We start from the raw sequence: 21,216 nt of genomic DNA on the forward strand, positions 1-21,216 counted from the left end.
GCCCGATCAGAAGTCGATCGTGCCGCTCACCGCGAAGGTGCGCGGCGCGCCCAGCACCAGGTAGTTGCTGCCCTGCGTGCCGCCCACCGAGGCCCAGTACGACTTGTTGAAGAGGTTGTCGATGCGCGCGCGCAGCGTGAGCAGGCGGCCGTTGCCGAGGTCGACCAGGTAGCGTGCACCCACGTCGAAGCGCGTCCACGACGGCACGGACTGCGTGTTGGCGGCGTTGGCGTACTGCTTCGAGGTGTAGAGCACGCGGGCGTTCAGCGACAGGTTGCGCATGCCGGGCACGTCCCATTCGGCACCGAGGTTGGCCTGCTGCTTGGCCACGCCGATGGCGGTCAGGCCGTCGGTGGCGCCGCCTTGCGTGTTCTTCTGCTTGGCGTCGAGCAGCGTCAGGCCGCCGAGCAGGCGCAGGCCCCTGGTGGGCTGGCCGAACACCGAGAACTCCAGGCCCTGGTTGCGCTGCTTGCCGTAGAGGCCGTAGGTCTGGCCCGAGTAGTAGTAGGTGGGCTGGTCGGTGGTGAAGAACGCGGCGCTGGCGCCCAGCGTGCCGCCGTCGTACTTGACGCCGATTTCCTTCTGCTTGGCCTGGTAGGGCGCGAAGATCTCGCCGGCATTGGTGACCGGGCGGTTGTTCACGGTGGTGCCCGCGACGTTGCCCTTGACCAGGCCTTCGATGTAGTTGGCGTAGGCCGAGACGGTCGGCGTGATCTTGAACACGACGCCTGCGACCGGCGTGGTCTTGCTCTTGTCGTAGGTGCTCGTCTGCTTGAGCGTGTTGTAGGCGTAGCTGGTCTGCTCGATGGTCTGGCGGCGCGCGCCGAGCGTGACGAGCAGGCGGTCGTCCATGAACGACATGGTGTCGGCAATGGCCACGCTCGAGGTGTCGATGCGGTCGGTCAGGCGCGGGTTGTCCAGCGCGTTGCCTACGAAAGCGCCATTGGTGATCGGGTAGGGCGACGCGTACGGCGTGTAGATGTTGTTGCGCACGCTCTGCGCCGAGATGGCGTAGGCGTTGTCGCGGTCGTTGCTGTACTTGGCCGCCGAGACCACCACGGTGTGTTTCACCGGGCCGGTGGCGAAGTTGCCGCGCACGCCGATCTCGGCGGTGCCGATGCGGTCCTTGCGGGTGTTGCTGAAGCGCGTGTTGCTGGTGTTGCCGAAGGAGTCGGTGAGCGTCGGATTCGACAGCACGTTGTCCTCGCTGCTGCGGCGCACGCCGCCGGCAGCCCAGGCCGTGATGTTGTCGGTGATGTCGACTTCGCCGCGGAAGGTGGCGAACTTGTCCTTTTCCTTCGAGTAGGTCCAGGGCTGAGCGAAGTTGGTGCGGGCGTCGGGCGCGCGCGGGATCGGCAGGGTGGACGAGGGCGTCAGGCTCGGGCGACCGTCCTTCAGGTCGTAGTCCTGGTAGCCGAAGTCGGCCGACAGGCGCACGTTGCGGTTGTGCCAGTCGAGGCCGATGCCGAAGGCGCTGAGTTGCTGGCTCTCGTTCTTCACGCCGGTGCCGCCCTCGCGGCGCACCGCGTTCACGCGAACGCCCAGGCTGTCGTCGGGGCCGAAGCGGCGCGCGAGGTCGAGGTTGACGAAGCCCTGGCCGCCAGTCTGCACGCCGAAGCCGACGCGGGTGAGCGGCTCGTTCGGCGCGCGCTTGGGCAGCAGGTTGATCGCGCCGCCGATGCCGCTGCCGCCGGGGGCGGCGCCGTTCAGGAAGGTGTTGGCGCCGCGGAACACTTCCACGCGCTCGAAGAATTCAGAGGCGATGTACTGGCGCGGCAGCATGCCGTAGAGGCCGTTGTACGACACGTCGTCGGAGTACACGGGGAAGCCGCGCACCACGTACAGCTCCTGAAAGTTGCCGAAGCCGCGCGCCTGGCGCACCGACGGATCGTTCAGCAGCACGTCGGCCACGCTCTTGGCCTGCTGGTCCTGGATCAGCTCGTTCGTGTAGTTGTTGCTGGAAAACGGCGTGCTCATCATGTCCTGGTTGCCCAGGATGCCGACGCGCCCGCCGCGCGCCACTTGGCCGCCGGCGTAGGGCTTGGTCAGGCCTTCGGCCGAGGCGTCGGCACTGGCCTCGACGGTCACCGTCGACAGCGTGCCGCTCGATGTCGTCGGCGCGGCCGGCTCCGTCGCGGTGGTTTGGGCCAGTGCCGCCGCAGCATTGAGTGCGAGCAGCGTTGCGACCACGGAAGGCCGGAGATTGAAGAAGGCAGCGGGCATGGTCGATTCGAAAATACAAATGAGAACTGTTATTGTTCACATTTGAAGATCGATCGCCGATACTTTCTTGCAATGTTGCGAAAAAGTGTCAGTCAAAAGACTGACTTCGGGCTCAGCGCTGCCGACGCTGTCCGTCCACGAACACCTGCAGTTCGCCCGGAGCGAACTGCGTCCACGCTTCGTTGGTGGTCAGGGGCGCGGTCACGACCACGGCCACGCGGTCGTTGGGCGTGGTGTGCTGCGCGAAGTCGATTTCGAGGTCTTCGTCCGACAGCTGCGCCGTCACGAAGGGATGGCGCCGCTCCACGTACCAGAGGTTGGTCGAGGCATGCGCCCACAGCGCCTGTCCGTTGGACAGCATGAAATTGAAGGTGCCGTGGCCCGCGAGCTGCGGCGCCAGCTCGCGCAGCGTGAGCGTCAATTCCTCGATGCTCGGCACGCCCGCGTGCGACTTGGCCAGCTCCTGCATGATCCAGCAGAAGGCGTGTTCGCTGTCGGTGTTGCCCACCGGGTGGAAGTTGCCGTGCAGGCGCGGGCGGAATTCCTTCAGGTCGCCGTTGTGCGCGAACACCCAGTAGCGTCCCCACAGCTCGCGCACGAACGGATGGCAGTTCTGCAGGTTGACCTCGCCCTGCGTCGCCTTGCGGATGTGCGCGATGACGTTGCGGCTCTGGATCGGATAACGCCGGATCAGATCCGCCACCGGCGATTCGCTCGCCGGCTGGTGATCGACGAAGTGCCGCAGCCCGCGATCCTCGAAGAACGCGATGCCCCAGCCGTCGGCGTGGTGGTCGGTGCGGCCGCCGCGTTGCGCGAACCCCGTGAAGCTGAAGGTCACGTCGGTCGGCGTGTTGCAGTTCATCCCTAGCAATTGGCACATGACTGCGATTAGACCGCGATTCGCGCGCCGATCGCACGGCCCTTGTCAGAGACTGTGCAGCGCAGCCATCTCGTCGATCAGCTCCCGCTGGAACGCATCGAAGCGTGCCGAAGGCTGCTGCAGCCCGAAGAACTCGCTGAACGGATCCTGCACCTCCGTGCGGTGCCCCGACAGCTCCTCCACCACCGCCAGCCCGCAGAACGGCACGCAGGCTTCCGAGTAGCCGCCCTCGTGCACCACCACCACCCGCCCGTCGCAATGCCTGGCGGCCAGCGCGTTGACCTGCCGCATCATCTGGCGGAACGACTCGGGATGCAGCTGCATCCGCGCCAGCGGGTCCACGCCGTTGGCGTCCAGCCCGCTCGCCACCACGATCAGCTCGGGCCTGAAGCGATCGATCACCGGCGCCACCATGCGCTCGAAGGCATACATGTAGGCGTTGTGGCCGCCGCCGGGCTGCAGCGGAATGTTGACGTTGAAGCCCAGCCCCTCGCCCTCGCCGCGGTCTTCCGCGCCGCTGTAGCCGGGAGGAAAGCAGTTCTCCTGGTGCAGCGACAGCGTCAGCACGTCGGGTCGGTCGTAGAAGATCGCCTGCGTGCCGTTGCCGTGGTGCACGTCCCAGTCGATCACCGCCACGCGGCCGAGCTTGTGGCGGGCCTTCATGGTCTCGATGGCCACCGCGATGTTGTTGAACAGGCAGAAGCCCATGCTGTGCTCGCGCAGGCAATGGTGGCCCGGCGGGCGCGTCAGCGCGAAGGCGTTGCGGTGGCGGCCCTGCAGCACGCTGTCCATCGCGGCGATGGCCAGCCCGGTGGACAGCTTCGCGATCTCGTAGCTGCCCGGCCCGAAGGGCGCGACCTCGCCCAGGTCGCCGCCGCCGGCGTCGCTGGCGGCCTTGAACTTCTCCAAGTAGCTCGCGGGGTGCACGCGCCGCAGGTCCTCCTCGGCGGCCATCGGCGCTCCAAGAAGATCGAGCCGGGCGCTCAGGCCCGATACGTCCATCAGCGACTTGATGCGGCGCTTGGAGTCGGGCGACTCGGCCATGCCGCTGCCGGCCATGGGCTGCACCCAGCCGCCCACGGGCAGGAACAGCGCATGCAAGCCGCCCGGCACGTGCCAGAAGGTGCGTTCGTCGTGAAAGAAGGCGGTGGTGGCGGTCTTCATGCGGTGCGTCCTCGCGTGGATTCGGAAGGAAGGGAAGAGGAAGTGGCGGAAGGAGAAGGCGAAGTGTGATCGCGCGACGGCGGATGGCGCTGCACGCTCAGCCCGCGCCAGCCCCAGCGCTCGCGAGCCAGGCCCCACAGGCCGCGCGGCGCCAGAAGCATCACCGTTACCGCGATGCAGCCCATGGCGATCAGGTACCAGCCGCCCGACATCGCGAACCAGGTGTTGAACAGCTCGCGCAGCCCGAAATAGATGACCGCGCCGATCAGCGGCCCCTCGATGGTCCCGATGCCGCCGATGATGACGATGAACATCGCGGTCACCACCCAGTTGATGTCGAAGGCCGAGTCGGGCGAGACGAACATCGTGCCCATGAAGTGCGCCGCGCCCGCCAGCCCGAAGCCCAGCCCCGAGAGCACGAAGGCGATGAAGCGGTTGCGCCACACGTTCACGCCGATGCTGGTGGCGGCCAGTTCGTTGTCGCGCACCGCCATCAGCCCGAGGCCGAAGGGCGAGCGCATCAGCAGGTAGACCCCGGCCACGGCGGCGAGGCCGATGGCGCCCGAAATCCAGAACGCGTTCTGCTGAAAGCTCTCGGCCTCCACCAGCCGCACGGCCTGCAGCGGCACGCCCGACTCGCCGCCGAAGAGCGGAAACTTCGCCACCAGCAGCCGCACGATCTCGGCCAGCACCCACATGCCGATCGAGAAGTACGCGTCGCGCAGCCGGAACATCAGCGGCGCCACCACCGCTGCCAGCAGCGCCGCACCGATGCCGGCCACCGGCACCATCCAGTAGGGCGAGATGCCGAGCCGGTCGGAGGCGATGAACAGCAGGTACGCACCGATGCCCACGAAAGCCTGGTGGCCCATCGACACCAGCCCGGTGTAGCCGGCCAGCAGGTTCCACATCTGGGCCATGGCCAGCGTGACGAGCACTTCGCTCAACAGGCGCAGCGTGCCGCCGTCGGCCACCGTGGGCGCGAACGCGATGGCCGCCGCGGCGATGGCGAAGCAGATCCAGGGAACAGGAGAAGAGCGGTCACGCATGGAATTCGCCGATCAGGAGCGCGGGCCCGCGATGCCGTTGGGACGCACCATCAGCACCACGAAGAACAGCAGGTGCGCATACAGCGCGCCCGCATTGGAGTCGAGCCGCTGCCCCGCGAGCTGCGCCACGCCCAGCGCGATGCCGCCCACGAGCGCGCCCCGGAAGGAGCCCATGCCGCCGATGATGACCACCTCGAAGGCACCCAGCAGCCGCTCCACGCCCGAGAACGGCGTGAACGAGGTGCGCAGCGCGAGCAGCAGCCCCGCCACCGACGCGAAGGCCAGCGACAGCCCCATCACCACGCCGTACACGTGGGCCGGCCGCACGCCCATCGTGCGCACCATCTCGCGGTGGTCGGAGGTGGCGCGCACGATCAGGCCGAAGCGCGAGCGCTGCAGCAGCCACTGCAGCGCGCCGAAGGCCAGCACCGCGAGCACCAGCACCAGCACCGGATACCAGCCGATGCGCAGCCCGCCGATCTCGAAGCCGGCCGTGGCCAGCGCGCCGCCGTCGAGCGCGCGCGGGTCGGCGCCGAAGAGCTCGGCCATCAGGTTGCGCAGCACCACCGCGATGCCGAAGGTCACCAGCACCGGCGTAAGCGGATCGTCGGTGGCAACGGCGCGGTTCAGCAGCAGCCGCTGCAGCAGGTAGCCCGTGCCGAAGGCCGCCAGCGCCACCGGCACGATGAAGAGCAGCGGCGACACGCCCGGAAACTGCGTGGCAAGGAACACCGCGAAGTAGGCCGCGAGCACCACGAACTCGCCATGCGCGAGGTTGACCATGCGCATCACGCCGAAGACCAGCGCCAGCCCGAGGCCGAAGAGCGCATAGAGGCCGCCCAGCAGCACGCCGTTGATGATGGTTTCGATCCAGGCCACGGCTGCTCTTTCTTCTTCAGTGTCCGAAGTACGCGTTGGCTATTTGCTGCGCGCTGAAGTCGCTCGCGCGCCCCGCCAGCGTGACGCGTCCCTTGAGCAGGCAGTACACGCGCTGCGCGATGCGGCAGGCGCGGGTCACGTCCTGCTCCACGATCAGCAAGGCCGTGCCCTGCGCGCGGATGTCGACGAACGCACGGTAGATCTGCTCGATCACCACCGGCGCGAGGCCCAGCGAGATCTCGTCGCACAGCATCAGGCGCGGATTGGCCATGAGCGCGCGGCCGATGCTCACCATCTGCTGCTGGCCGCCCGACAGCTGCGTGGCCGGCCGATGGCGAAACTCGCGCAGGATCGGGAACAGCGCATACACCGTCGCCAGCGACCAGTGGCCCGGCCGCTGGCTCAGCGCGCCCATGCGCAGGTTCTCCTCCACGGTGAGCGAGGGAAAAAGCATGCGCCCCTCGGGCACCAGCGCGATGCCGCGGTGCGCGATGCGCTCGGCCGGCTCGGCCTCGATGGCCTGTCCGTCAAAGCGGATGGCGCCCCGGCTGCGACGACCCAGTCCCGCGATGGCGCGGATCAGCGTCGACTTGCCCGCCCCGTTGGCGCCGATCAGCGCGGTGGCCTCGCCTTCGCCCACGTCGAGCGACAGGTCGAACAGCGCCTGCAGGTCGCCGTAGTGGCTGCACAGCTCGCGCACCTCAAGCAGCGGCATGGCCGGCCTCCAGGGTTTCCGTGGCTTCTTCTCCCACGCCCATGTAGATTTCGCGCACCTCGCGGCTGTCCATCGCGGCAGCAGGCGCGTCCTCCAGCAGCTTGCGGCCGAAGTTCAGCACCATGATGCGGTCGGCCACCGCCATCAGCGCCTGCGCGATGTGCTCGATCCAGATCATCGCCACGTCCTGCTTGAGCTCCAGCACGAGCGCCACCAGCACCTGCACCTCGGCCTCCGTCAGGCCTCCCGCGATCTCGTCGAGCAGCAGCAGGTGCGGCCGCGCCGCGAGGCCCTTGGCCAGCTCCAGCCGCTTGCGGTCCAGCAGCGGCAGGCGGCCGGCCGGCGTGTCGGCGCGGTCGGCCAGCCCAGTGCGCTCCAGCACCGCCCAGGCCTCGCGCTCAGCCTGCGCGCGCGGCAGCCGCGCGGCGAAGCTCGCGGCGGCCAGTGCGTTCTCGTAGGCGCTCAGGTGCGCGAAAGGCTGCGGGATCTGGAAGGCGCGCGCAACGCCCAGCCGCGCACGCACGTCGGCGCGCAGGCCCACCAGTTCGCGGCCCTCGAGCTTGATGCTGCCGGCATCGGGCACGGCCACGCCGGTGATCAGGTTGAACAGCGAACTCTTGCCCGCGCCGTTGGGCCCGACCACGCCCAGGCACTCGCCGCGCGCGAGTGAGAGCGAGACCCCGTCGGCCACGACGATCTCGCCGTAGCGCTTGCACAGGCCTTCGATGACGAGGCAGCCGGTCATGCCGAGGCGATGTTTCTGCTGCAGAGGCTCAGGCGGACTTGAGCTGCGACAGCAGCTTCAGCTCGTCTTCCACCGGAATCTGCGTCGCGGTGCTGTTGTGCGTGATGACCAGCTCGTACGGGAACTTCGCGCCGGCCTTCGTCTTGCGCCATTGCCCCGCCACCATCGGCGTGACTGCCACGCTCTTGATCGGGCTGCCCTTGAAGTCGATGCGACCGACGATCGAGTCCAGCTGCAGGTTGGCCAGCGCGTCGCGCACTGCCTTCTTGTCTTTCGGGTTGCTCGCGTTCTTCAGCGCCGCGATACCGACCTCGAAGAGCGCATGGCCGTAGCCGATGGGCTGCGTCCACTGCTTGCCGGTGCTGCTCTCCCAGTCGGCCGCGAGTGCCTTGGCGCTCTGACCGGTGAGCGAGGACTTGAACGGGAAGCTCGGCGTCCACCAGATCTCGGTCGACATGCCGTTGCCCGCCGCGCCCAGCGACTCGACCGCGCTCGGGAACAGGAAGGCCGCGGCCATCGTCACCGCCTCGGGCCGGTAGCCTGCCTGCTGCGCTTGCTTCCAGAAAGTGGCGAAGTGGTTCGCGTAGGCGAAGCCCGAGACGATGTTCGCGCGCGCCGCCTTGAAGCTGGAGACCTGGTTGCTGAAGTCGTCGGTCGCGATCTTGAAGAAGCCGCCGTTGGTCTCCTTGTAGCCGCGCTGCTTCGCGCCGTTCGGGATGCCGTTGGCCGGATCGGCGAAGGCGTGGCCCGGGCCGTTGTCGATGTAGAGCGTGCCCAGCGTGCGTTCCACCTTCAGCGGCTCCCACATGCCGAAGAAGTTCTTCAGCACGTCGTCGGCGCCCCAGAAGAAGTGGAACGAGAACGGAAAGCCCTTCTGCGGCGTGGAGCCGCGCCCGAAGGTGATGGCCTGCCACGGGCCCATGGTGGAGACCATCGGCACGCCGTTGACGTCGCAGAGCTGGCCGGCGGCCAGCGCGGCGTCGCTGTCCTGCACCAGCAGCAGGTCGACCTTCTCGCGCAGCAGCAGTTCGCTCGACATGGTGGCGCCGCGGTTGGCGTCCGACTGGGTGTCGCGCACCACGATCTCGACCTTGTAGTTGGTGCCGCCGATGGTGAGCCCGTCCTTCAGCGCTGCGCGCACGCGCTCCAGGCTCCACGGGTCGGCCTCGCCGAAATTGGCGCGCACGCCCGACAGCGTGGTGAGGTAGCCGATCTTGATCGTCTTCGACTGCGCATTGGCCAGCACGGGCACGCCGGCCAGCGCGGCCGCGCCGCCGCCGATGACGAGTTGGCGGCGCGTGAGCGCGCCGGAGGCTTCGCGGAAAGAGTCGGCGGTCATGGTGGGGTTCTCCTTGGCGTGTGGAGGATGGACAGTGGGCTGGGCCGCATCGTCTCTCCGCACCGGCGAGCGGCGTTATCGAAAACTGGCAAAAGGCGAGGCGCGGTCCGAGCGCCTCACTCGGGCCGCAGGTTCACCGACTTCGCGATCGCCCGATAGCGCTCCACGTCGGCCTGGTAGGCGCGGCGCAGCTCGGCCAGCGGCTGCTCGGGCGGCACCTTGCTGCCGCCGAGCTCGATGCCGCGGCGGATCTCCGGCTTCTGCATCATCTGGTTGAAGGCCGCGTGCAGCCGCTGCTGCGTTTCCTCCGGCACGCGCTGCGACACCTGCACGCCCGACCACAGGCTGTAGACGAAGTCCTCCAGCCCCTTGCTGTTGCGCATCAGCGGAATGGCCGTGAAGCGCTCGTGCGGCACGGTGGCCGCAAGGCCCAGCGCCTTGACCTTGCCCGCGTCCAGCAGGTCGGGCACGTTGCCGGCCAGCGGCATGAACACCAGGTCGATCTGCCCGCCGAGCAGGTCGTTGACCACCGGCGCCATGCCCTTGTAGGGCACGTGCAGCATCTTCGTGCCCGTCTGCTGGGTGAATCGCTCGCCCAGCAGGTGGTAGAGCGAGCCCGGGCCGATGCTGCCGTAGCTCAGCTCCTTCGCATCGGGGCGGCGCAGCATCGCGACCAGTTCGTCGACGCTGCCCACGCCGAGATCCTTGCGCGCCAGCAGCACCATCGAGGTGACGGCCATCACGCCGATGGGGCGGAAATCTTCCGCCTTGTAGCGCGCGCTGGCGAGCGTCAACGGCGTGAGCATCAGCTCCATCGGCGAGCCCAGCAGCAGCACCGAGCCGTCGGCGGGCGCGTTGGCGGCCTTCATCACGCCGAGCGAGCCGCTGGCGCCGGGCACGTTGTCGACGATGGCGGTCTGGCCCAGCAGTCGCGAGAACTCGGGCGCGGCCAGCCGTGCGTTGATGTCGGAGCCGCCACCGGCGGGGTAGGGGACGATCAGGCTCAGGGTCTTGCCCGCCGGGCCCTGGGCTGCGGCGAGCCCGGTGAGGCTGGAGAAGCCGGCGGCAATGCCGGCGCCGATCAGTGAACGTCTGCGCATGGGTTGTCTCCTCGTGTTGTCGTCTGGATGCGGAAATTCAGTTCGCGTGCTGCTGCAGCAGCAGCGGAGGGCGCATGCCCGCGAAGGGCGTGGCCCGGTGCCAGCCGTGCGCCATGCGCAGTACCTCCAGGTCGGCACCGGGGCGGCCGATGAGCTGCAGCCCCATCGGCAGGCCGCGCGTGCCGGCCTGCTGCGAGAAGCCGGCCGGTATCGCCATCGCGGGCAGGCCGGCGAGCGTGGGACCGATGGTCACTTCCATCCAGCGGTGGTAGGTGTCCATCGCGCGGCCGCCTACTTCGCGCGGCCAGTGCTCGTCGGCGGAAAGCGGAAACACCTGCGCGGCCGGCAGCACCAGGAAGTCGAAGCGCTCGAAGAGCTTCAGCAGCACGCCGTGCCACTGCGTGCGCGTGACGGCGGCCTCATGCAGCATGGCCGCGCTCAGGCGCTCGCCTTGTTCCACTTCCCAGCAGGCCTCGGGCTTGAGCTGCGCGCGCGTGGCGGCGTCGGCATGCAGGCCTCGCAGCGCGCCCGCGACGATGAAGCCGCGCAGGCGGAGCCATGCGGTCCACAGCGCGTCGAAGTCGAAATCGGGCACGGCCGTTTCGACGCTGCAGCCCAGCGTGTCGAAGTGCCGCAGCGCTGACTCGCACAGCGCCATCACGCCCGGCCCCATCGGCAGATGGCCGCCGAGGTCGCCCAGCCATGCGATGCGCTGGCCGCGCAGCTCGGCGTCGAGCGGCTGCGCGAAGACTTCGCCGTCGCCCGCGAGGCTCAGCGGCGAGCGCTCGTCGTGGCCGGCCTGCACCGACAGCAGCCATGCCACGTCCTCCGGCGTGCGGCCCATCGGCCCTTCGCAGCCCAACTGCTGGAAGAAGAGCTCCGGCCCCGGCCCGGTGGGCACGCGGCCCAGCGAGGGGCGCAGGCCGTAGACGTTGTTCCAGGCGGCGGGGTTGCGCAGCGATCCCATCATGTCGCTGCCGTCGGCCACCGGCAGCATGTGCAGCGCGAGCGCCACCGCGGCACCGCCGCTGCTGCCGCCGGCCGCGTGGTCCGTGCTCCATGCATTGCGCGTGGTGCCGAACACCGTGTTGTAGGTGTGCGAGCCCAGGCCGAATTCCGGCGTGTTGCTGCGGCCGACGAAGACGGCGCCGGCGCGGCGCAGGCGCTCGACCATGATCGCGTCATGCGCCGTGACCTGCTTCGCGAACACCGGGCTGCCCATGGTGGTGGGCATGCCGGCGGTGGCGACGAAGTCCTTGGGTGCCATCGGAAAGCCGTGCAGCCTTCCCACCGCCTCCCCACGCGCGAGGCGTGCATCGCAGGCGTCGGCCTGCTGCAGAAGCTGTGCCGCGGGCTGCAGCGAGACCAGTGCGTTGACGGCCGGGTTGAAGCGCTCGATCTGCGCGAGGCAGGCCTGCATCAGTTCGCGGCACGAGAGCTCGCGGCGCTGCAGGGCGGTGGCGAGCGCGCGGGCGCTCAGCGTGGTCGGCTCGGTCGACGTGGAGGCGGACATATGGCGGTCAACGATAGCGACCGCCTCGCCAAGCCAGTATCGAAAAACGGCAAACTTCGCGCGCCCGCCGCGCGGGACCGGCGCTTCAGTGGTGCGTGACCGCCGCGCTGCGCAGCGTCTGCGATGGCAGCTCGCCGAACTGGCGACGGTAGTCGGTGGCGAACTGGCTCAGGTGCCAGAAGCCCCAGTGCGCCGCGATGTCCTGCACCGAACGCGATTCGGGCCGCTTGAGTGCGCGGCGCACGCCATTGAGGCGCAGCGCCCGCAGATAGCGAGCAGGGCTCAGCCCCAGCGTTTCCTGGAAGCAGTAGTTCAGCTTGCGCTGGCTCGCGCCGATGCGGTTGCACACCTCCAGCATCGACAGCGGTTCGTCGGGCCGCGCCATCATCAGCTCGCAGGCGCGGCGCACCACGCGGCGCTGCGCCTCGGTGGAGCGCAGCTCGCGCAGGTCCACGTCCTCGGGCAGCGCACTGAGCCAGGCCAGCAGCACGTCGTCGCGCAGCTGCATCGTGGCGACGTGGTCGTCGAGCAGGGCGGGTATGGCGTCGAGCGCGGTGAAGGCGCCTCGCAGCGTGCCGCGCAGCGACTGCATCGTCGTCTCGTCGAAGTGCAGCACCACGCGGCGTTCGAGCCACGCGGGCGGCGCGCGATCGTTCAGCCGCTCGGCGAGCGACTGCAGCAGTGCGTTGTCGACCACGATGCCCGTCAGCTCGAAGCCTGCGGGGCTGCACAGGTCGAGTTCGTCGCAGCGGCCGACCATCACCGATTCCGTGTCCAGCCGCTGGCCCGAGAAGCGCGCCTCGCCGTCCTGCCTGCATGTGAGCGCGAAGCCGCAGCAGTCGGGGTTCATCTCGCCATGCTGGCGCAACGCGCGGTTGGTGGTCTCGCGCACCAGCCGTAGGCCGGGCAGCTGCACATGGTCGAGGAAGCCCGCGAAGCTGCCGCCGGAGAGCATGTCGCACTCCAGATGCCAGCCGCTCTGGCTGGTGGCGTAGGCGTCGATGTCGTGCGTGGTCAGCGTCCAGCGCTCGACTGCGGGTTGGTGTTGGGCGGAGGCGGTCTGGCGGTTCATGGCGGTCCGGCGAGTCTTTCGGCAAGGGCGTGCGTGGCCCTCCCTCAAGCAATCTCCAGACCAGATTGTTTCGTTGACAACGATTTCAAAGTGACAGGACAAACCCCTAAGCGCAAGGGGCAAGTGCCTGTGCGCAGGCTATTCGAGCTCGCCGCTGGGCTCGAAGCCGGTGGTGCTGTCGAACAGCTTCTGCACGATGGTCTGCAGCACCTGCTGCTCGTCGGGCGTGAGCTGCGCGAAGAGGCGCTGCGCCGTGTCGTGCGCGAGCGGCACCATGTCGCGGTACAGCGCCAGGCCTTCTTCCTCCAGCGACACGATGACCTTGCGGCGGTCTTCGGCCGACGGATGCATGTTGGCCAGGCCCAGGTCCACCAGCCGGTGCTGCGCGCGGCTCACGCGGGCCTTGTCCATGCTCGTCTTCTGCGCGATCTCCAATGCCGAGAGTGCACCGTACTTGCCCAGCACCACCACGATGCGCCACTCGGGAATCTGCAGCGAGAAGCGGCTTGCGATCGACTGGCCCACCGTCTGGCTCACGCGATTGGCGACCACCGAAAGCTGGAAGGGCAGGAAGGTCTCGAGGTCGAATGCATCGACGCTCGCATTGCTGCGCGCGCGCGTGGAGGTCCTGGAACTTGGCTGTGATGGAGTGCGTGAACGGGGCACGGTGCGAGTGTGTGGTGAGTGTGCGTGTCGTCGATGGATCGGAGCGAGGAGCAGTATAGGAAGGCCTTCGCGCATCGCGAACAGGGCCGCGCGAGGTTTGCCAGTTTTCGATAACGCCGCATGCGGGTCGCTACCTATCGTGCAGGCATGGACTACCCCGAACTCGCACTGCACATCGCTGGCCGGTGGCGCACGCAGACCCAAGGCGGCCGCCGCGCCGTGATCGACCCCGCCACCGAAGAAACGATCGCGCACCTGCCGCTCGCAGGCCGCGAGGAACTGGCCGAGGCCGCCGAGGCCGCGCAGCGCGGCTTCATTCAATGGCGCGCGAAGAGCGCGCTCGAGCGCTGCAACATCCTGCGCGCCGCCGCGCAGAAGATCCGCGAACAGGCGAAGACCATTGCGCAGGTGCTCACGCTCGAACAGGGCAAGCCGCTGGCCGAGTCGGTGCGTGAGGTCACGCTGTCGGCCGACATCGTCGATTTCCAGGCAGAGGAAGCCAAGCGCCTCTACGGCCGGCTGGTGCCGCCGCGCGTCGAGGGCATTCTTTCGCAGGCCGTGGTGCGCCGGCCGGTGGGGCCGGTGGCGGCCTTCACGCCGTGGAACTTTCCGGCCAACCTGCCGGCGCGCAAGCTGGCGAGCGCACTTGCCGCGGGCTGCAGCGTGGTCATCAAGCCCGCGGAGGAAACGCCGGGCACCTGCATGCTGCTGGTGCGCGCCTTCCTCGATGCGGGCGTGCCGCCCGAGGCGCTCAACATGGTGTGCGGCGAGCCGGCCGAGGTCTCTTCGTTCCTCATCGACCATCCGGCGATCGCCAAGGTGTCGTTCACCGGCTCGGTCGCGGTGGGCAAGCTGCTGGGCGAACAGGCTGCGCGCCACGTCAAGCGCTTCACCGGCGAGCTCGGCGGCCACGCGCCGGTGATCGTCTGCGAGGACGCCGACTTCCCTTTCGCACTGAAGAACTCCATCGCTGCCAAGTTCCGTAACGCAGGCCAGGTGTGCGCCTCGCCGATCCGCTTCTACATACCGCGCAGCCGCTTCGGCGAATGGAGCGAAGCCTTCGTGCAGGCCGCGCGCGCATTGCGCATGGGCCCGGGCAGAGACCCGGCCACGCAGATGGGCCCGCTCGCGCATGCACGCCGCATCGAGGACATGCAGCGCTTCGTCGACGACGCCGTCGAGCGCGGCGCGCAGCTGCTGTGCGGCGGCCAGCGTGCGCAGCGGCCCGGCTACTTCTTCGAGCCCACAGTGATCGCCAACGCACCGCCTGACAGCCGCGTGATGCGCCAGGAACCCTTCGGCCCCATCGCCGTGCTGCAGCCCTACGACACGCTCGACGAGGCCATCACGGGCGCCAACGCCTTGCCCTACGGCCTCGGCGCCTACGCCTTCACACGCGACCTGCAGACCGCTCACCGCCTCGGCGAGGCGCTGGAGGCCGGCATGGTCGGCATCAACCACTTCGGCGTCTCGCAGCCCGAGATGCCTTTCGGCGGCTGGAAGGAAAGCGGCATCGGCCAGGAGATGGGCGCCGAAGGGCTGCTGCACTACACCGAAGTCAAGACCCTCACCGTCGGCGTACCCGCCTGACGCAAATTTCCGGAGACAACGCATGACATCGACCGATGCCGCCGCAGTGGCGGCGCTCAAGCGCGACAACGCCCAGTACCTGTGGCACCCCATGGCCCATCCGCAGGCCATGCAGAAGACGAAGCCCGACATCATCGCGCGCGGCGAGGGCTGCTGGATCTGGGACGTCGATGGTCACAGGATGCTCGACGGCGTCGGCGGCCTGTGGGCCGCGAACCTGGGCCACAGCAACAAGGCGGTGCGCGACGCCATCGTCGCGCAGCTCGACGAGCTGCCCTTCTACAACGTGTTCCGCGGCACCACGCATCCGCGCGCCATCGAGCTGTCGAAGCGCATCGTGCAGACCATGGAGCCCGATGGCGTGACGGCCGTGTTCTTCAGCAACGGCGGCTCCGACGCGGTGGAAGGCGCGCTCAAGCTCGCGCGCCAGTACTGGAAGCTCAAGGGGCAGGCCGACCGCCACAAGTTCATCGCGCTGCGCCAGGGCTATCACGGCGTGCACTTCGGCGGCATGAGCGTCAACGGCAACCTCAACTTCCGCCGTGCCTACGAGCCGCTGCTGCCCGGCTGCTTCCATGTCGACACGCCATGGCTGTACCGCAACCCGTATACGCAAGACCCGGAGGAGCTGGGCGAGATCTGCGCCACGCTGCTGGAGCGCGAGATCCTGTTCCAGGGCCCCGACACCGTCGCCGCCTTCATCGCCGAGCCGATCCAGGGCGCCGGCGGCGTGATCGTGCCGCCGCCCAACTACTGGCCGCGCGTGCGAGAGATCTGCGACAAGTACGGCGTGCTGCTGATCGCCGACGAGGTCGTCACCGGCTTTGGCCGCGGCGGCGCGATGTTCGGCACGCGGCTGTGGAACGTGAAGGCCGACCTCTGGTGCCTGGCGAAGGGCATCTCCTCGGGCTACGTGCCGCTGGGCGCCACCGCCATCGGCGCCAAGGTGGCCGAGGCATTCATGGACGACCCGACGGGCCAGGCCGCGGTGGGCCACGGCTACACCTACAGCGCGCACCCGGTGGCGGCCGCCGCCGCACTGGCCACGCTCGACCAGATCGAGGCGCTCGACGTGCCCGGCAACGCCGCGCGCGTGGGTGCGCATTTCCAGGCCCGCATGCGGCCCTTCGCCGAGCGCTTCAGCTTCGTTGGCGACGTGCGCGGCATGGGCCTGATGCTCGGCATCGAGATGGTGGCCGACAAGGCCACGTGCGCCACGCTGCCGCGCGGCAACCCGGTCGCGGCGAAGGTGGCGCAGGCCGCCTACCGGCGCGGTCTGATGGTGCGCATCTCGGGGCCGAACCTGATCCTCTCGCCGCCACTGGTCATCACGCGCGAGGAGGTGGACTTCATGGTCGATGCGCTCGAAGGCGCGTTCGCCGAGGTGGAAGCGACGCTGTGACACCGACCGTTCCGACCATCCTCCTGATCGGCACCGCCGACACCAAGAGCGCCGAGCTGCTCTTCATGCGCGAGTGCATCGAGGCCGGCGGCGGCCGCACGGTGGTGATGGACGTGGGCGTGCTCGACGGCGCGCCCTTCGTGCCCGAGATCACCCACGTCGAAGTGGCCGCGGCGGCAGGCAAGACCGTCGCCGAAGTCGCGGCCAGCGGCGACGAGAACACCGCGATGACGCTGATGGCGCACGGCGCCGCGAAACTTGCAGCCCGCTGGCAGGCCGAGGGTCGCATCGACGGCATGCTGGCGCTCGGCGGCACCATGGGCACCGACCTCGCGCTCGACGTGGCGCAGGCGCTGCCGCTGGGCGTGCCGAAGGTGCTGGTCTCGACCATCGCCTATTCGCACCTGCTGCCGCCCGAGCGCATTCCGCCCGACCTCATCATGGTGCTGTGGGCCGGCGGCCTCTACGGCCTCAACAGCCTGTGCCGCTCGGCCCTGAGCCAGGCGGCCGGCGCAGTGCTGGGCGCCTGCCGCCAGGTGCGCGCGCCGGCTTTCGGGCGGCCGCTGGTGGGCATGACCTCGCTGGGCTCCAGCGCGCTGACCTACATGAAGACGCTCAAGCCCGCGCTGGAGTCGCGCGGCTACGAGGTGGCCGTGTTCCACACCACCGGCATGGGCGGGCGCGCCTTCGAGGCGCTGGCCGCCGAGGGCCGCTTCTGCGCGGTGATGGACTTCAGCCTGCAGGAGCTGGCCAACCAGCTCGGCGGCTCCTGCGTCAACGCGGGCCCCGACCGGCTGCTCGGCGCGGGCCGCGCGGGCACGCCGCAGATCGTCGCGCCGGGTGCGATCGACATGCTCGACTACCCCGCGTGGCAGCCGATGCCTGCGGGACTGGAAGGCCGGCCCGCGCACATGCACAACCGGCTGCTGGCCTCCGCGCTGAGCGCCCCCGATTTCCGCCGCGGCGTCGCGGCCGAGATCGCGCGCCGGCTGGCCCGTGCCGAAGGCGCCACCTGCGTGCTGATGCCGCTGCAGGGCATCGAAGGCTGGGACCGCCCCGGCGAGCCGCTGCACGACCCCGAGGGCCTCGCGGCCTTCACCGACGGCCTGCGCGGCAGCATCGGCAATGCCACGCGACTGATCGAACTCGACGCGCACATCAACGATGACGCGTTCTGCGACGCCGCGCTGCGCGTGTTCGATGCCTGGGTGGCCGACGGCACCGTGCCCGCGGGGAGGCCCGCATGAGTCGCGGCACCCAGGCACTGGTGCTGGACTTCGGCGGCGTCATCAGCCGCACGCTGTTCGAGACGCACGCGCTCACCGAGGAGGCGCTGTCGCTGCCGCGCGGCACGCTGACCTGGCGCGGCCCCTTCGACGTCGCGAGCGATCCGCTGTGGCGCGACATGCAGGCCGACAGGATCTCCGAGCGCGACTACTGGATGGCGCGCACCCGCGAAGTCGGTGCGCTGGTCGGCGAGCGCTGGGACCGCATGGAAACCTTCGTGCAGCGCGCACGCGGCGCCGACCCCGAGGCGGCGATCCGCCCCGAGGCGATCGCGGCCATCGACGCGGCACGCCGCGCGGGCTGCAGGCTCGCGATCCTCTCCAACGAACTCGACCTGTTCTACGGCGCCGACTTCCGCAAGCGCCTGCCCTTCATGGCCGCCTTCGACGTGGTGGTGGACGCCACGCACACCGGCATCCTCAAGCCCGACGCACGCGCCTACCGGCAATGCATCGAGCAGCTGGGCCTGAGCGCCGATGCGTGCGTGTTCGTCGACGACCAGCTGCGCAACATCGCCGGCGCCGAGCGCGTGGGCATGCGCACCGTGCACTTCGACGTGATGCATCCCGGCGCGAGCTATGCGAAGGCCCTGGCGCTGCTGGGTGTCGCTTCTTCCTTCGACTGATTGATCTTTCTTCCGATGACACCGACCTTCGAACCCACCGTGCCGCGCGAGCGCGTGCAGGCCCTGATGCGGGCCGAACAGGAGCGCTACGCGCGCACCCACGCCCGCTCCGGCGAACTCTATGCCCAGGGCCAGCAGGCCTGGCTCTACGGCGCCCCATCGCACTGGATGCGCCGCTGGATCGGCGGCTGGCCGCTGTACGTGCAGGATGCGCAGCTGCCCTATGGTGCGCGCTTCGTCGACGTGGACGGCAACGGCTATGCCGACTTCTGCCTCGGCGACACCGGCGGCATGTGCGGCCACGGCCATCCCGCCATCGTCGAGGCGATGGCGCGGCAGGCGCGCGTGGGCACCTCGCTGATGCTGCCGAACGACGACGCGGCCTGGGTCGGCGAGGAACTCGCGCGCCGCTTCGGCCTGCCGTACTGGAACCTCACGACCTCGGCCTCGGACGCCAACCGCGCCTGCATCCGGTTGGCGCGCATGGTCACGGGCCGGCCGCGCGTGCTGGTGTTCTCGGGCTGCTATCACGGCTCGGTGGAAGAGGCGCACGTGGAGCTGCGCGACGGCGCGATCGCGATGCGCAACAACATCCACCCCAACGGCTTTCCGCACGAGAAGCTTTCGGCCGTGGTCGAGTTCAACGACCTGCCGGCGCTGGAGCGCGCGCTGCGCGCCGGCGACGTGGCCTGCGTGCTGGCCGAGCCCGCGATGACCAACTACGGAATGATCGCGCCCGACCCGGGCTTCCACGAGGCACTGCGCCGCCTCACGCGCGAGACCGGCACGCTGCTCGTCATCGACGAGACCCACACCATCTCCAGCGGGCCCGGCGGCTACACCCGCGAGCACGGGCTCGATCCCGACATGTTCGTGATCGGCAAGGCCATCGCGGGTGGCATTCCCGCCGCAGCCTTCGGGCTGAGCTCGGAAACCGCCGAGCGGGTCTGGCAGGTGCTGCCCAAGCTGCATCCCACGCAACGCCAGTCGGCGCATGCCGGCTTCGGCGGCACGCTGGCGGGCAACGCGCTCACCGTGGCCGTGATGCGCGCGGTGCTCTCGCAGGTGCTCACGCCCGAGGCCTTCGAGCGCATGCGCACGCTCGCGCAGCGGCTGGCCGATGGCGTCAACGCCAGCATCGCGCAAGCGGGCCTGCCGTGGCACGCGACCAAGGTCGGTGCGCGCGTGGAAACGCTCTTCTGCCCCGACGCGCCGCGCAACGCCGCCGACGTGCGCCGCACGCGCGACGGCGACCTGGAGGCGCTGCTGCACCTCTACCTGATGAACCGCGGCGTACTCATCACGCCCTTCCACAACATGATGCTGTGCTGCCCCGGCACCACCGAGCGCGAGGTGGATGAGCACAACGCCGCCTTCGCCGACTTCGTGCGGGAGTGCAGGGGATGAGCGCGGGCGACGCTTTCGGCCTCGAAGGCAAGGTCGCGCTGGTCACGGGCGGCGGGCGAGGCATCGGCGCGGCCATCGCGCAGGTGTTCGCGGAGGCCGGCGCCTCGGTGCTGATCGCCAATCGCACCGGCAGCGCGGGCGAGGCGGTGGCGGCCGCGCTGTGCGAGCGTGGCCTTCGCGCACAGGCGCTGGCCTGCGATATCGGCCGACGCGATGAAGCCGAACGAGCAGTGGCCGAGGCGGTGCGCATCTTCGGCGCGCTCGACATTGTGGTCCACAACGCGGCCGTCAACCCCTGGGCCGCGATCGACGCGATGACCGACGAGCAGCTCGAACACACGCTGGCCGTGAACCTCAAGGCCTGCTTCTGGCTCGCGCAGGCGGCGGTGCCGCACCTGCGCGCGCGCGGCGGCGGGCGGCTGCTGGTCACCTCGTCGGTGACGGGGCCGCGCGTGGCGATGCCGGGCAGCGCGCACTACGCGGCGAGCAAGGCGGGCGTGAACGGCTTCATCCGCACGGCGGCGCTGGAGTACGCGCGCGAGGGCATCACCGTCAACGGCGTGGAGCCGGGCTACATCGCCAAGCAGGGCGGCTCGCTGCTGTCCGACCCGGCCAAGGCTGCGCGCATCGCGCGGCACATTCCGGCCGGCGAACTGGGGCGGCCCGAGGACATCGCGTATGCGATGCGCTTCCTGGCCAGCCCGGCGGCGCGCTACATCACCGGGCAGACCATCGTGGTCGATGGCGGCTCCACGCTGCCCGAGAGCCCGTTCTTCGCGGAGCAGGCATGACCGGGCGCCTGCAGGGCAAGGCTTGTCTAGTGGTCGGCGCCGCCACCGGTATCGGCGCCGCTGTGGCAGCGCGCTTCGCGGCCGAGGGCGCGCGCGTCGCGGTGGCCGGCTGGCCGAAGCCGCAGCCGATGGGCGATGGCCCTGCCTTCGATTGCGACGTGACCGACGACGCGGCCGTGCGCGCCACCGTGGCCGCGGTGCAGACCGCCTTCGGCCGCATCGACGTGCTGGTGAACTGCGCCGGTATCGTGCGCAACGACGACGCGGCCGACATCGACGACGACGACTGGCGGCGCCTGCACGAGGTCAACCTCGGCGGCACCATGCGTTGCCAGCGCGCGGTGCTGCCCGGCATGGTGGCGCAGGGTGGCGGCGTCATCGTCAACATCGCCTCGGTCGCGGCTTTCAATGCCGGTGCCGGCATGGCGAGCTACGCGGCGAGCAAGGCCGGCGTGGTCGCGCTCACGCGTTCGGCGGCGCAGGCCTACGGGCCGAAGGGCGTGCGCGTGAACGCGCTGTGCCCCGGCTGGGTCGATACGCCGATGAGCCGGCAGGAGATGCGCGACCTCGCGGCCGAGCGCGGCATCGACGAGGACGCCGCGCGCGCCCAGACGGTGGCGCGCATCGCGCTGGGCCGCATGGCCACGCCGGAGGAAATGGCCGCCGTGTGTCTCTTCCTTGCCAGCGACGAGGCTGCGTTCGTCACTGGCGCAGCGCTGGTGGCCGACGGCGGCGCGCGGGTGCCGGCATCGGCGCGGGCCGCGTGAGG

General features: G+C 69.6%; 19 protein-coding genes. 7 read left to right on the forward strand and 12 right to left on the reverse strand.

What is annotated here, in order from left to right; genetic code table 11:
- Window positions 1-6: 6 nt before the first annotated feature.
- The 12 genes from EJO71_RS12250 to EJO71_RS12305 all read right to left on the reverse strand — a co-directional run bounded on the left by EJO71_RS12250 (window position 7) and on the right by EJO71_RS12305 (window position 13,345).
- Window positions 7-2,223 (reverse strand): TonB-dependent receptor, encoded by a 2,217-nt coding sequence (locus EJO71_RS12250; protein ID WP_125948979.1) that lies wholly within the window; start codon window positions 2,221-2,223, stop codon window positions 7-9.
- Window positions 2,224-2,335: 112 nt separating this feature from the next.
- Window positions 2,336-3,103 carry a class II glutamine amidotransferase gene (locus EJO71_RS12255; protein ID WP_125948980.1) on the reverse strand — a complete coding sequence of 256 codons (768 nt, stop codon included), beginning with the start codon at window positions 3,101-3,103 and terminating at the stop codon, window positions 2,336-2,338.
- A 45-nt stretch (window positions 3,104-3,148) separates the two neighbouring features.
- Window positions 3,149-4,267, reverse strand: a complete 1,119-nt coding sequence (locus EJO71_RS12260; RefSeq protein WP_125948981.1) for a class II histone deacetylase — start codon at window positions 4,265-4,267, stop codon at window positions 3,149-3,151.
- Window positions 4,264-5,316, reverse strand: a complete 1,053-nt coding sequence (locus EJO71_RS12265; protein WP_125948982.1) for a branched-chain amino acid ABC transporter permease — start codon at window positions 5,314-5,316, stop codon at window positions 4,264-4,266. The genes EJO71_RS12260 and EJO71_RS12265 overlap by 4 nt, the downstream gene beginning before the upstream one ends.
- Window positions 5,317-5,328: 12 nt before the next feature.
- Entirely contained in the window at window positions 5,329-6,195 is an 867-nt protein-coding gene (locus EJO71_RS12270; RefSeq protein WP_125948983.1) for a branched-chain amino acid ABC transporter permease, read from the reverse strand.
- 16 nt (window positions 6,196-6,211) lie between these two features.
- Window positions 6,212-6,910, reverse strand: coding sequence for an ABC transporter ATP-binding protein (locus EJO71_RS12275; protein ID WP_125948984.1), 699 nt, complete (start codon window positions 6,908-6,910; stop codon window positions 6,212-6,214).
- Window positions 6,897-7,655, reverse strand: coding sequence for an ATP-binding cassette domain-containing protein (locus tag EJO71_RS12280; protein WP_125948985.1), 759 nt, complete (start codon window positions 7,653-7,655; stop codon window positions 6,897-6,899). The genes EJO71_RS12275 and EJO71_RS12280 overlap by 14 nt, the downstream gene beginning before the upstream one ends.
- A 28-nt stretch (window positions 7,656-7,683) precedes the next feature.
- Window positions 7,684-8,994, reverse strand: a complete 1,311-nt coding sequence (locus EJO71_RS12285; protein WP_125948986.1) for an ABC transporter substrate-binding protein — start codon at window positions 8,992-8,994, stop codon at window positions 7,684-7,686.
- A 116-nt stretch (window positions 8,995-9,110) separates the two neighbouring features.
- Entirely contained in the window at window positions 9,111-10,094 is a 984-nt protein-coding gene (locus EJO71_RS12290) for a tripartite tricarboxylate transporter substrate binding protein (RefSeq protein ID WP_125948987.1), read from the reverse strand.
- Window positions 10,095-10,131: 37 nt separating this feature from the next.
- Window positions 10,132-11,607 (reverse strand): amidase, encoded by a 1,476-nt coding sequence (locus tag EJO71_RS12295; RefSeq protein WP_125948988.1) that lies wholly within the window; start codon window positions 11,605-11,607, stop codon window positions 10,132-10,134.
- An 85-nt stretch (window positions 11,608-11,692) separates the two neighbouring features.
- Entirely contained in the window at window positions 11,693-12,679 is a 987-nt protein-coding gene (locus EJO71_RS12300; protein ID WP_125948989.1) for a helix-turn-helix domain-containing protein, read from the reverse strand.
- Between the two features lie 138 nt (window positions 12,680-12,817).
- Window positions 12,818-13,345, reverse strand: coding sequence for a MarR family winged helix-turn-helix transcriptional regulator (locus EJO71_RS12305; RefSeq protein ID WP_164546811.1), 528 nt, complete (start codon window positions 13,343-13,345; stop codon window positions 12,818-12,820).
- Window positions 13,346-13,492: 147 nt separating this feature from the next.
- Between EJO71_RS12305 and EJO71_RS12310 the strand changes: the two genes are divergently transcribed.
- Genes EJO71_RS12310 through EJO71_RS12340 form a run of 7 tightly spaced genes read left to right on the forward strand, consistent with a single transcriptional unit; the run spans window position 13,493 to window position 21,214 of the window.
- Complete coding sequence (locus EJO71_RS12310) at window positions 13,493-14,935, forward strand: NAD-dependent succinate-semialdehyde dehydrogenase (RefSeq protein WP_125948991.1); 1,443 nt, start codon at window positions 13,493-13,495, stop codon at window positions 14,933-14,935.
- A 22-nt stretch (window positions 14,936-14,957) separates the two neighbouring features.
- The gene (locus EJO71_RS12315) at window positions 14,958-16,337 is read left to right on the forward strand and encodes an aminotransferase class III-fold pyridoxal phosphate-dependent enzyme (RefSeq protein WP_125948992.1); all 1,380 of its coding nucleotides are present in this window, start codon (window positions 14,958-14,960) and stop codon (window positions 16,335-16,337) included.
- On the forward strand, window positions 16,334-17,584 hold the full coding sequence (locus tag EJO71_RS12320) for a Tm-1-like ATP-binding domain-containing protein (RefSeq protein WP_125948993.1): 1,251 nt from the start codon (window positions 16,334-16,336) through the stop codon (window positions 17,582-17,584). Before EJO71_RS12315 ends, EJO71_RS12320 begins: the two co-directional genes overlap by 4 nt.
- Window positions 17,581-18,249 (forward strand): HAD-IA family hydrolase, encoded by a 669-nt coding sequence (locus EJO71_RS12325; RefSeq protein WP_125948994.1) that lies wholly within the window; start codon window positions 17,581-17,583, stop codon window positions 18,247-18,249. The genes EJO71_RS12320 and EJO71_RS12325 overlap by 4 nt, the downstream gene beginning before the upstream one ends.
- Window positions 18,250-18,264: 15 nt before the next feature.
- Entirely contained in the window at window positions 18,265-19,656 is a 1,392-nt protein-coding gene (locus EJO71_RS12330; RefSeq protein WP_125948995.1) for a transaminase, read from the forward strand.
- The gene (locus tag EJO71_RS12335) at window positions 19,653-20,447 is read left to right on the forward strand and encodes an SDR family oxidoreductase (protein WP_125948996.1); all 795 of its coding nucleotides are present in this window, start codon (window positions 19,653-19,655) and stop codon (window positions 20,445-20,447) included. Before EJO71_RS12330 ends, EJO71_RS12335 begins: the two co-directional genes overlap by 4 nt.
- Window positions 20,444-21,214 carry an SDR family oxidoreductase gene (locus EJO71_RS12340; RefSeq protein WP_125948997.1) on the forward strand — a complete coding sequence of 257 codons (771 nt, stop codon included), beginning with the start codon at window positions 20,444-20,446 and terminating at the stop codon, window positions 21,212-21,214. The genes EJO71_RS12335 and EJO71_RS12340 overlap by 4 nt, the downstream gene beginning before the upstream one ends.
- Window positions 21,215-21,216 lie beyond the last annotated feature (2 nt).

The organism is Variovorax sp. 679, from assembly GCF_003952185.1.
In the GTDB taxonomy this organism is placed as follows: Bacteria; Pseudomonadota; Gammaproteobacteria; order Burkholderiales; family Burkholderiaceae_C; genus Variovorax.

Bases quoted from the DNA above. Each gene is read 5' to 3' on its own strand.
- EJO71_RS12250 (WP_125948979.1), bottom strand. From the start codon at position 2,223: ATGCCCGCTGCCTTCTTCAATCTCCGGCCTTCCGTGGTCGCAACGCTG.
- EJO71_RS12255 (WP_125948980.1), bottom strand. From the start codon at position 3,103: ATGTGCCAATTGCTAGGGATGAACTGCAACACGCCGACCGACGTGACC.
- EJO71_RS12260 (WP_125948981.1), bottom strand. From the start codon at position 4,267: ATGAAGACCGCCACCACCGCCTTCTTTCACGACGAACGCACCTTCTGG.
- EJO71_RS12265 (WP_125948982.1), bottom strand. From the start codon at position 5,316: ATGCGTGACCGCTCTTCTCCTGTTCCCTGGATCTGCTTCGCCATCGCC.
- EJO71_RS12275 (WP_125948984.1), bottom strand. From the start codon at position 6,910: ATGCCGCTGCTTGAGGTGCGCGAGCTGTGCAGCCACTACGGCGACCTG.
- EJO71_RS12280 (WP_125948985.1), bottom strand. From the start codon at position 7,655: ATGACCGGCTGCCTCGTCATCGAAGGCCTGTGCAAGCGCTACGGCGAG.
- EJO71_RS12285 (WP_125948986.1), bottom strand. From the start codon at position 8,994: ATGACCGCCGACTCTTTCCGCGAAGCCTCCGGCGCGCTCACGCGCCGC.
- EJO71_RS12290 (WP_125948987.1), bottom strand. From the start codon at position 10,094: ATGCGCAGACGTTCACTGATCGGCGCCGGCATTGCCGCCGGCTTCTCC.
- EJO71_RS12295 (WP_125948988.1), bottom strand. From the start codon at position 11,607: ATGTCCGCCTCCACGTCGACCGAGCCGACCACGCTGAGCGCCCGCGCG.
- EJO71_RS12300 (WP_125948989.1), bottom strand. From the start codon at position 12,679: ATGAACCGCCAGACCGCCTCCGCCCAACACCAACCCGCAGTCGAGCGC.
- EJO71_RS12310 (WP_125948991.1), top strand. From the start codon at position 13,493: ATGGACTACCCCGAACTCGCACTGCACATCGCTGGCCGGTGGCGCACG.
- EJO71_RS12315 (WP_125948992.1), top strand. From the start codon at position 14,958: ATGACATCGACCGATGCCGCCGCAGTGGCGGCGCTCAAGCGCGACAAC.
- EJO71_RS12325 (WP_125948994.1), top strand. From the start codon at position 17,581: ATGAGTCGCGGCACCCAGGCACTGGTGCTGGACTTCGGCGGCGTCATC.
- EJO71_RS12330 (WP_125948995.1), top strand. From the start codon at position 18,265: ATGACACCGACCTTCGAACCCACCGTGCCGCGCGAGCGCGTGCAGGCC.
- EJO71_RS12335 (WP_125948996.1), top strand. From the start codon at position 19,653: ATGAGCGCGGGCGACGCTTTCGGCCTCGAAGGCAAGGTCGCGCTGGTC.
- EJO71_RS12340 (WP_125948997.1), top strand. From the start codon at position 20,444: ATGACCGGGCGCCTGCAGGGCAAGGCTTGTCTAGTGGTCGGCGCCGCC.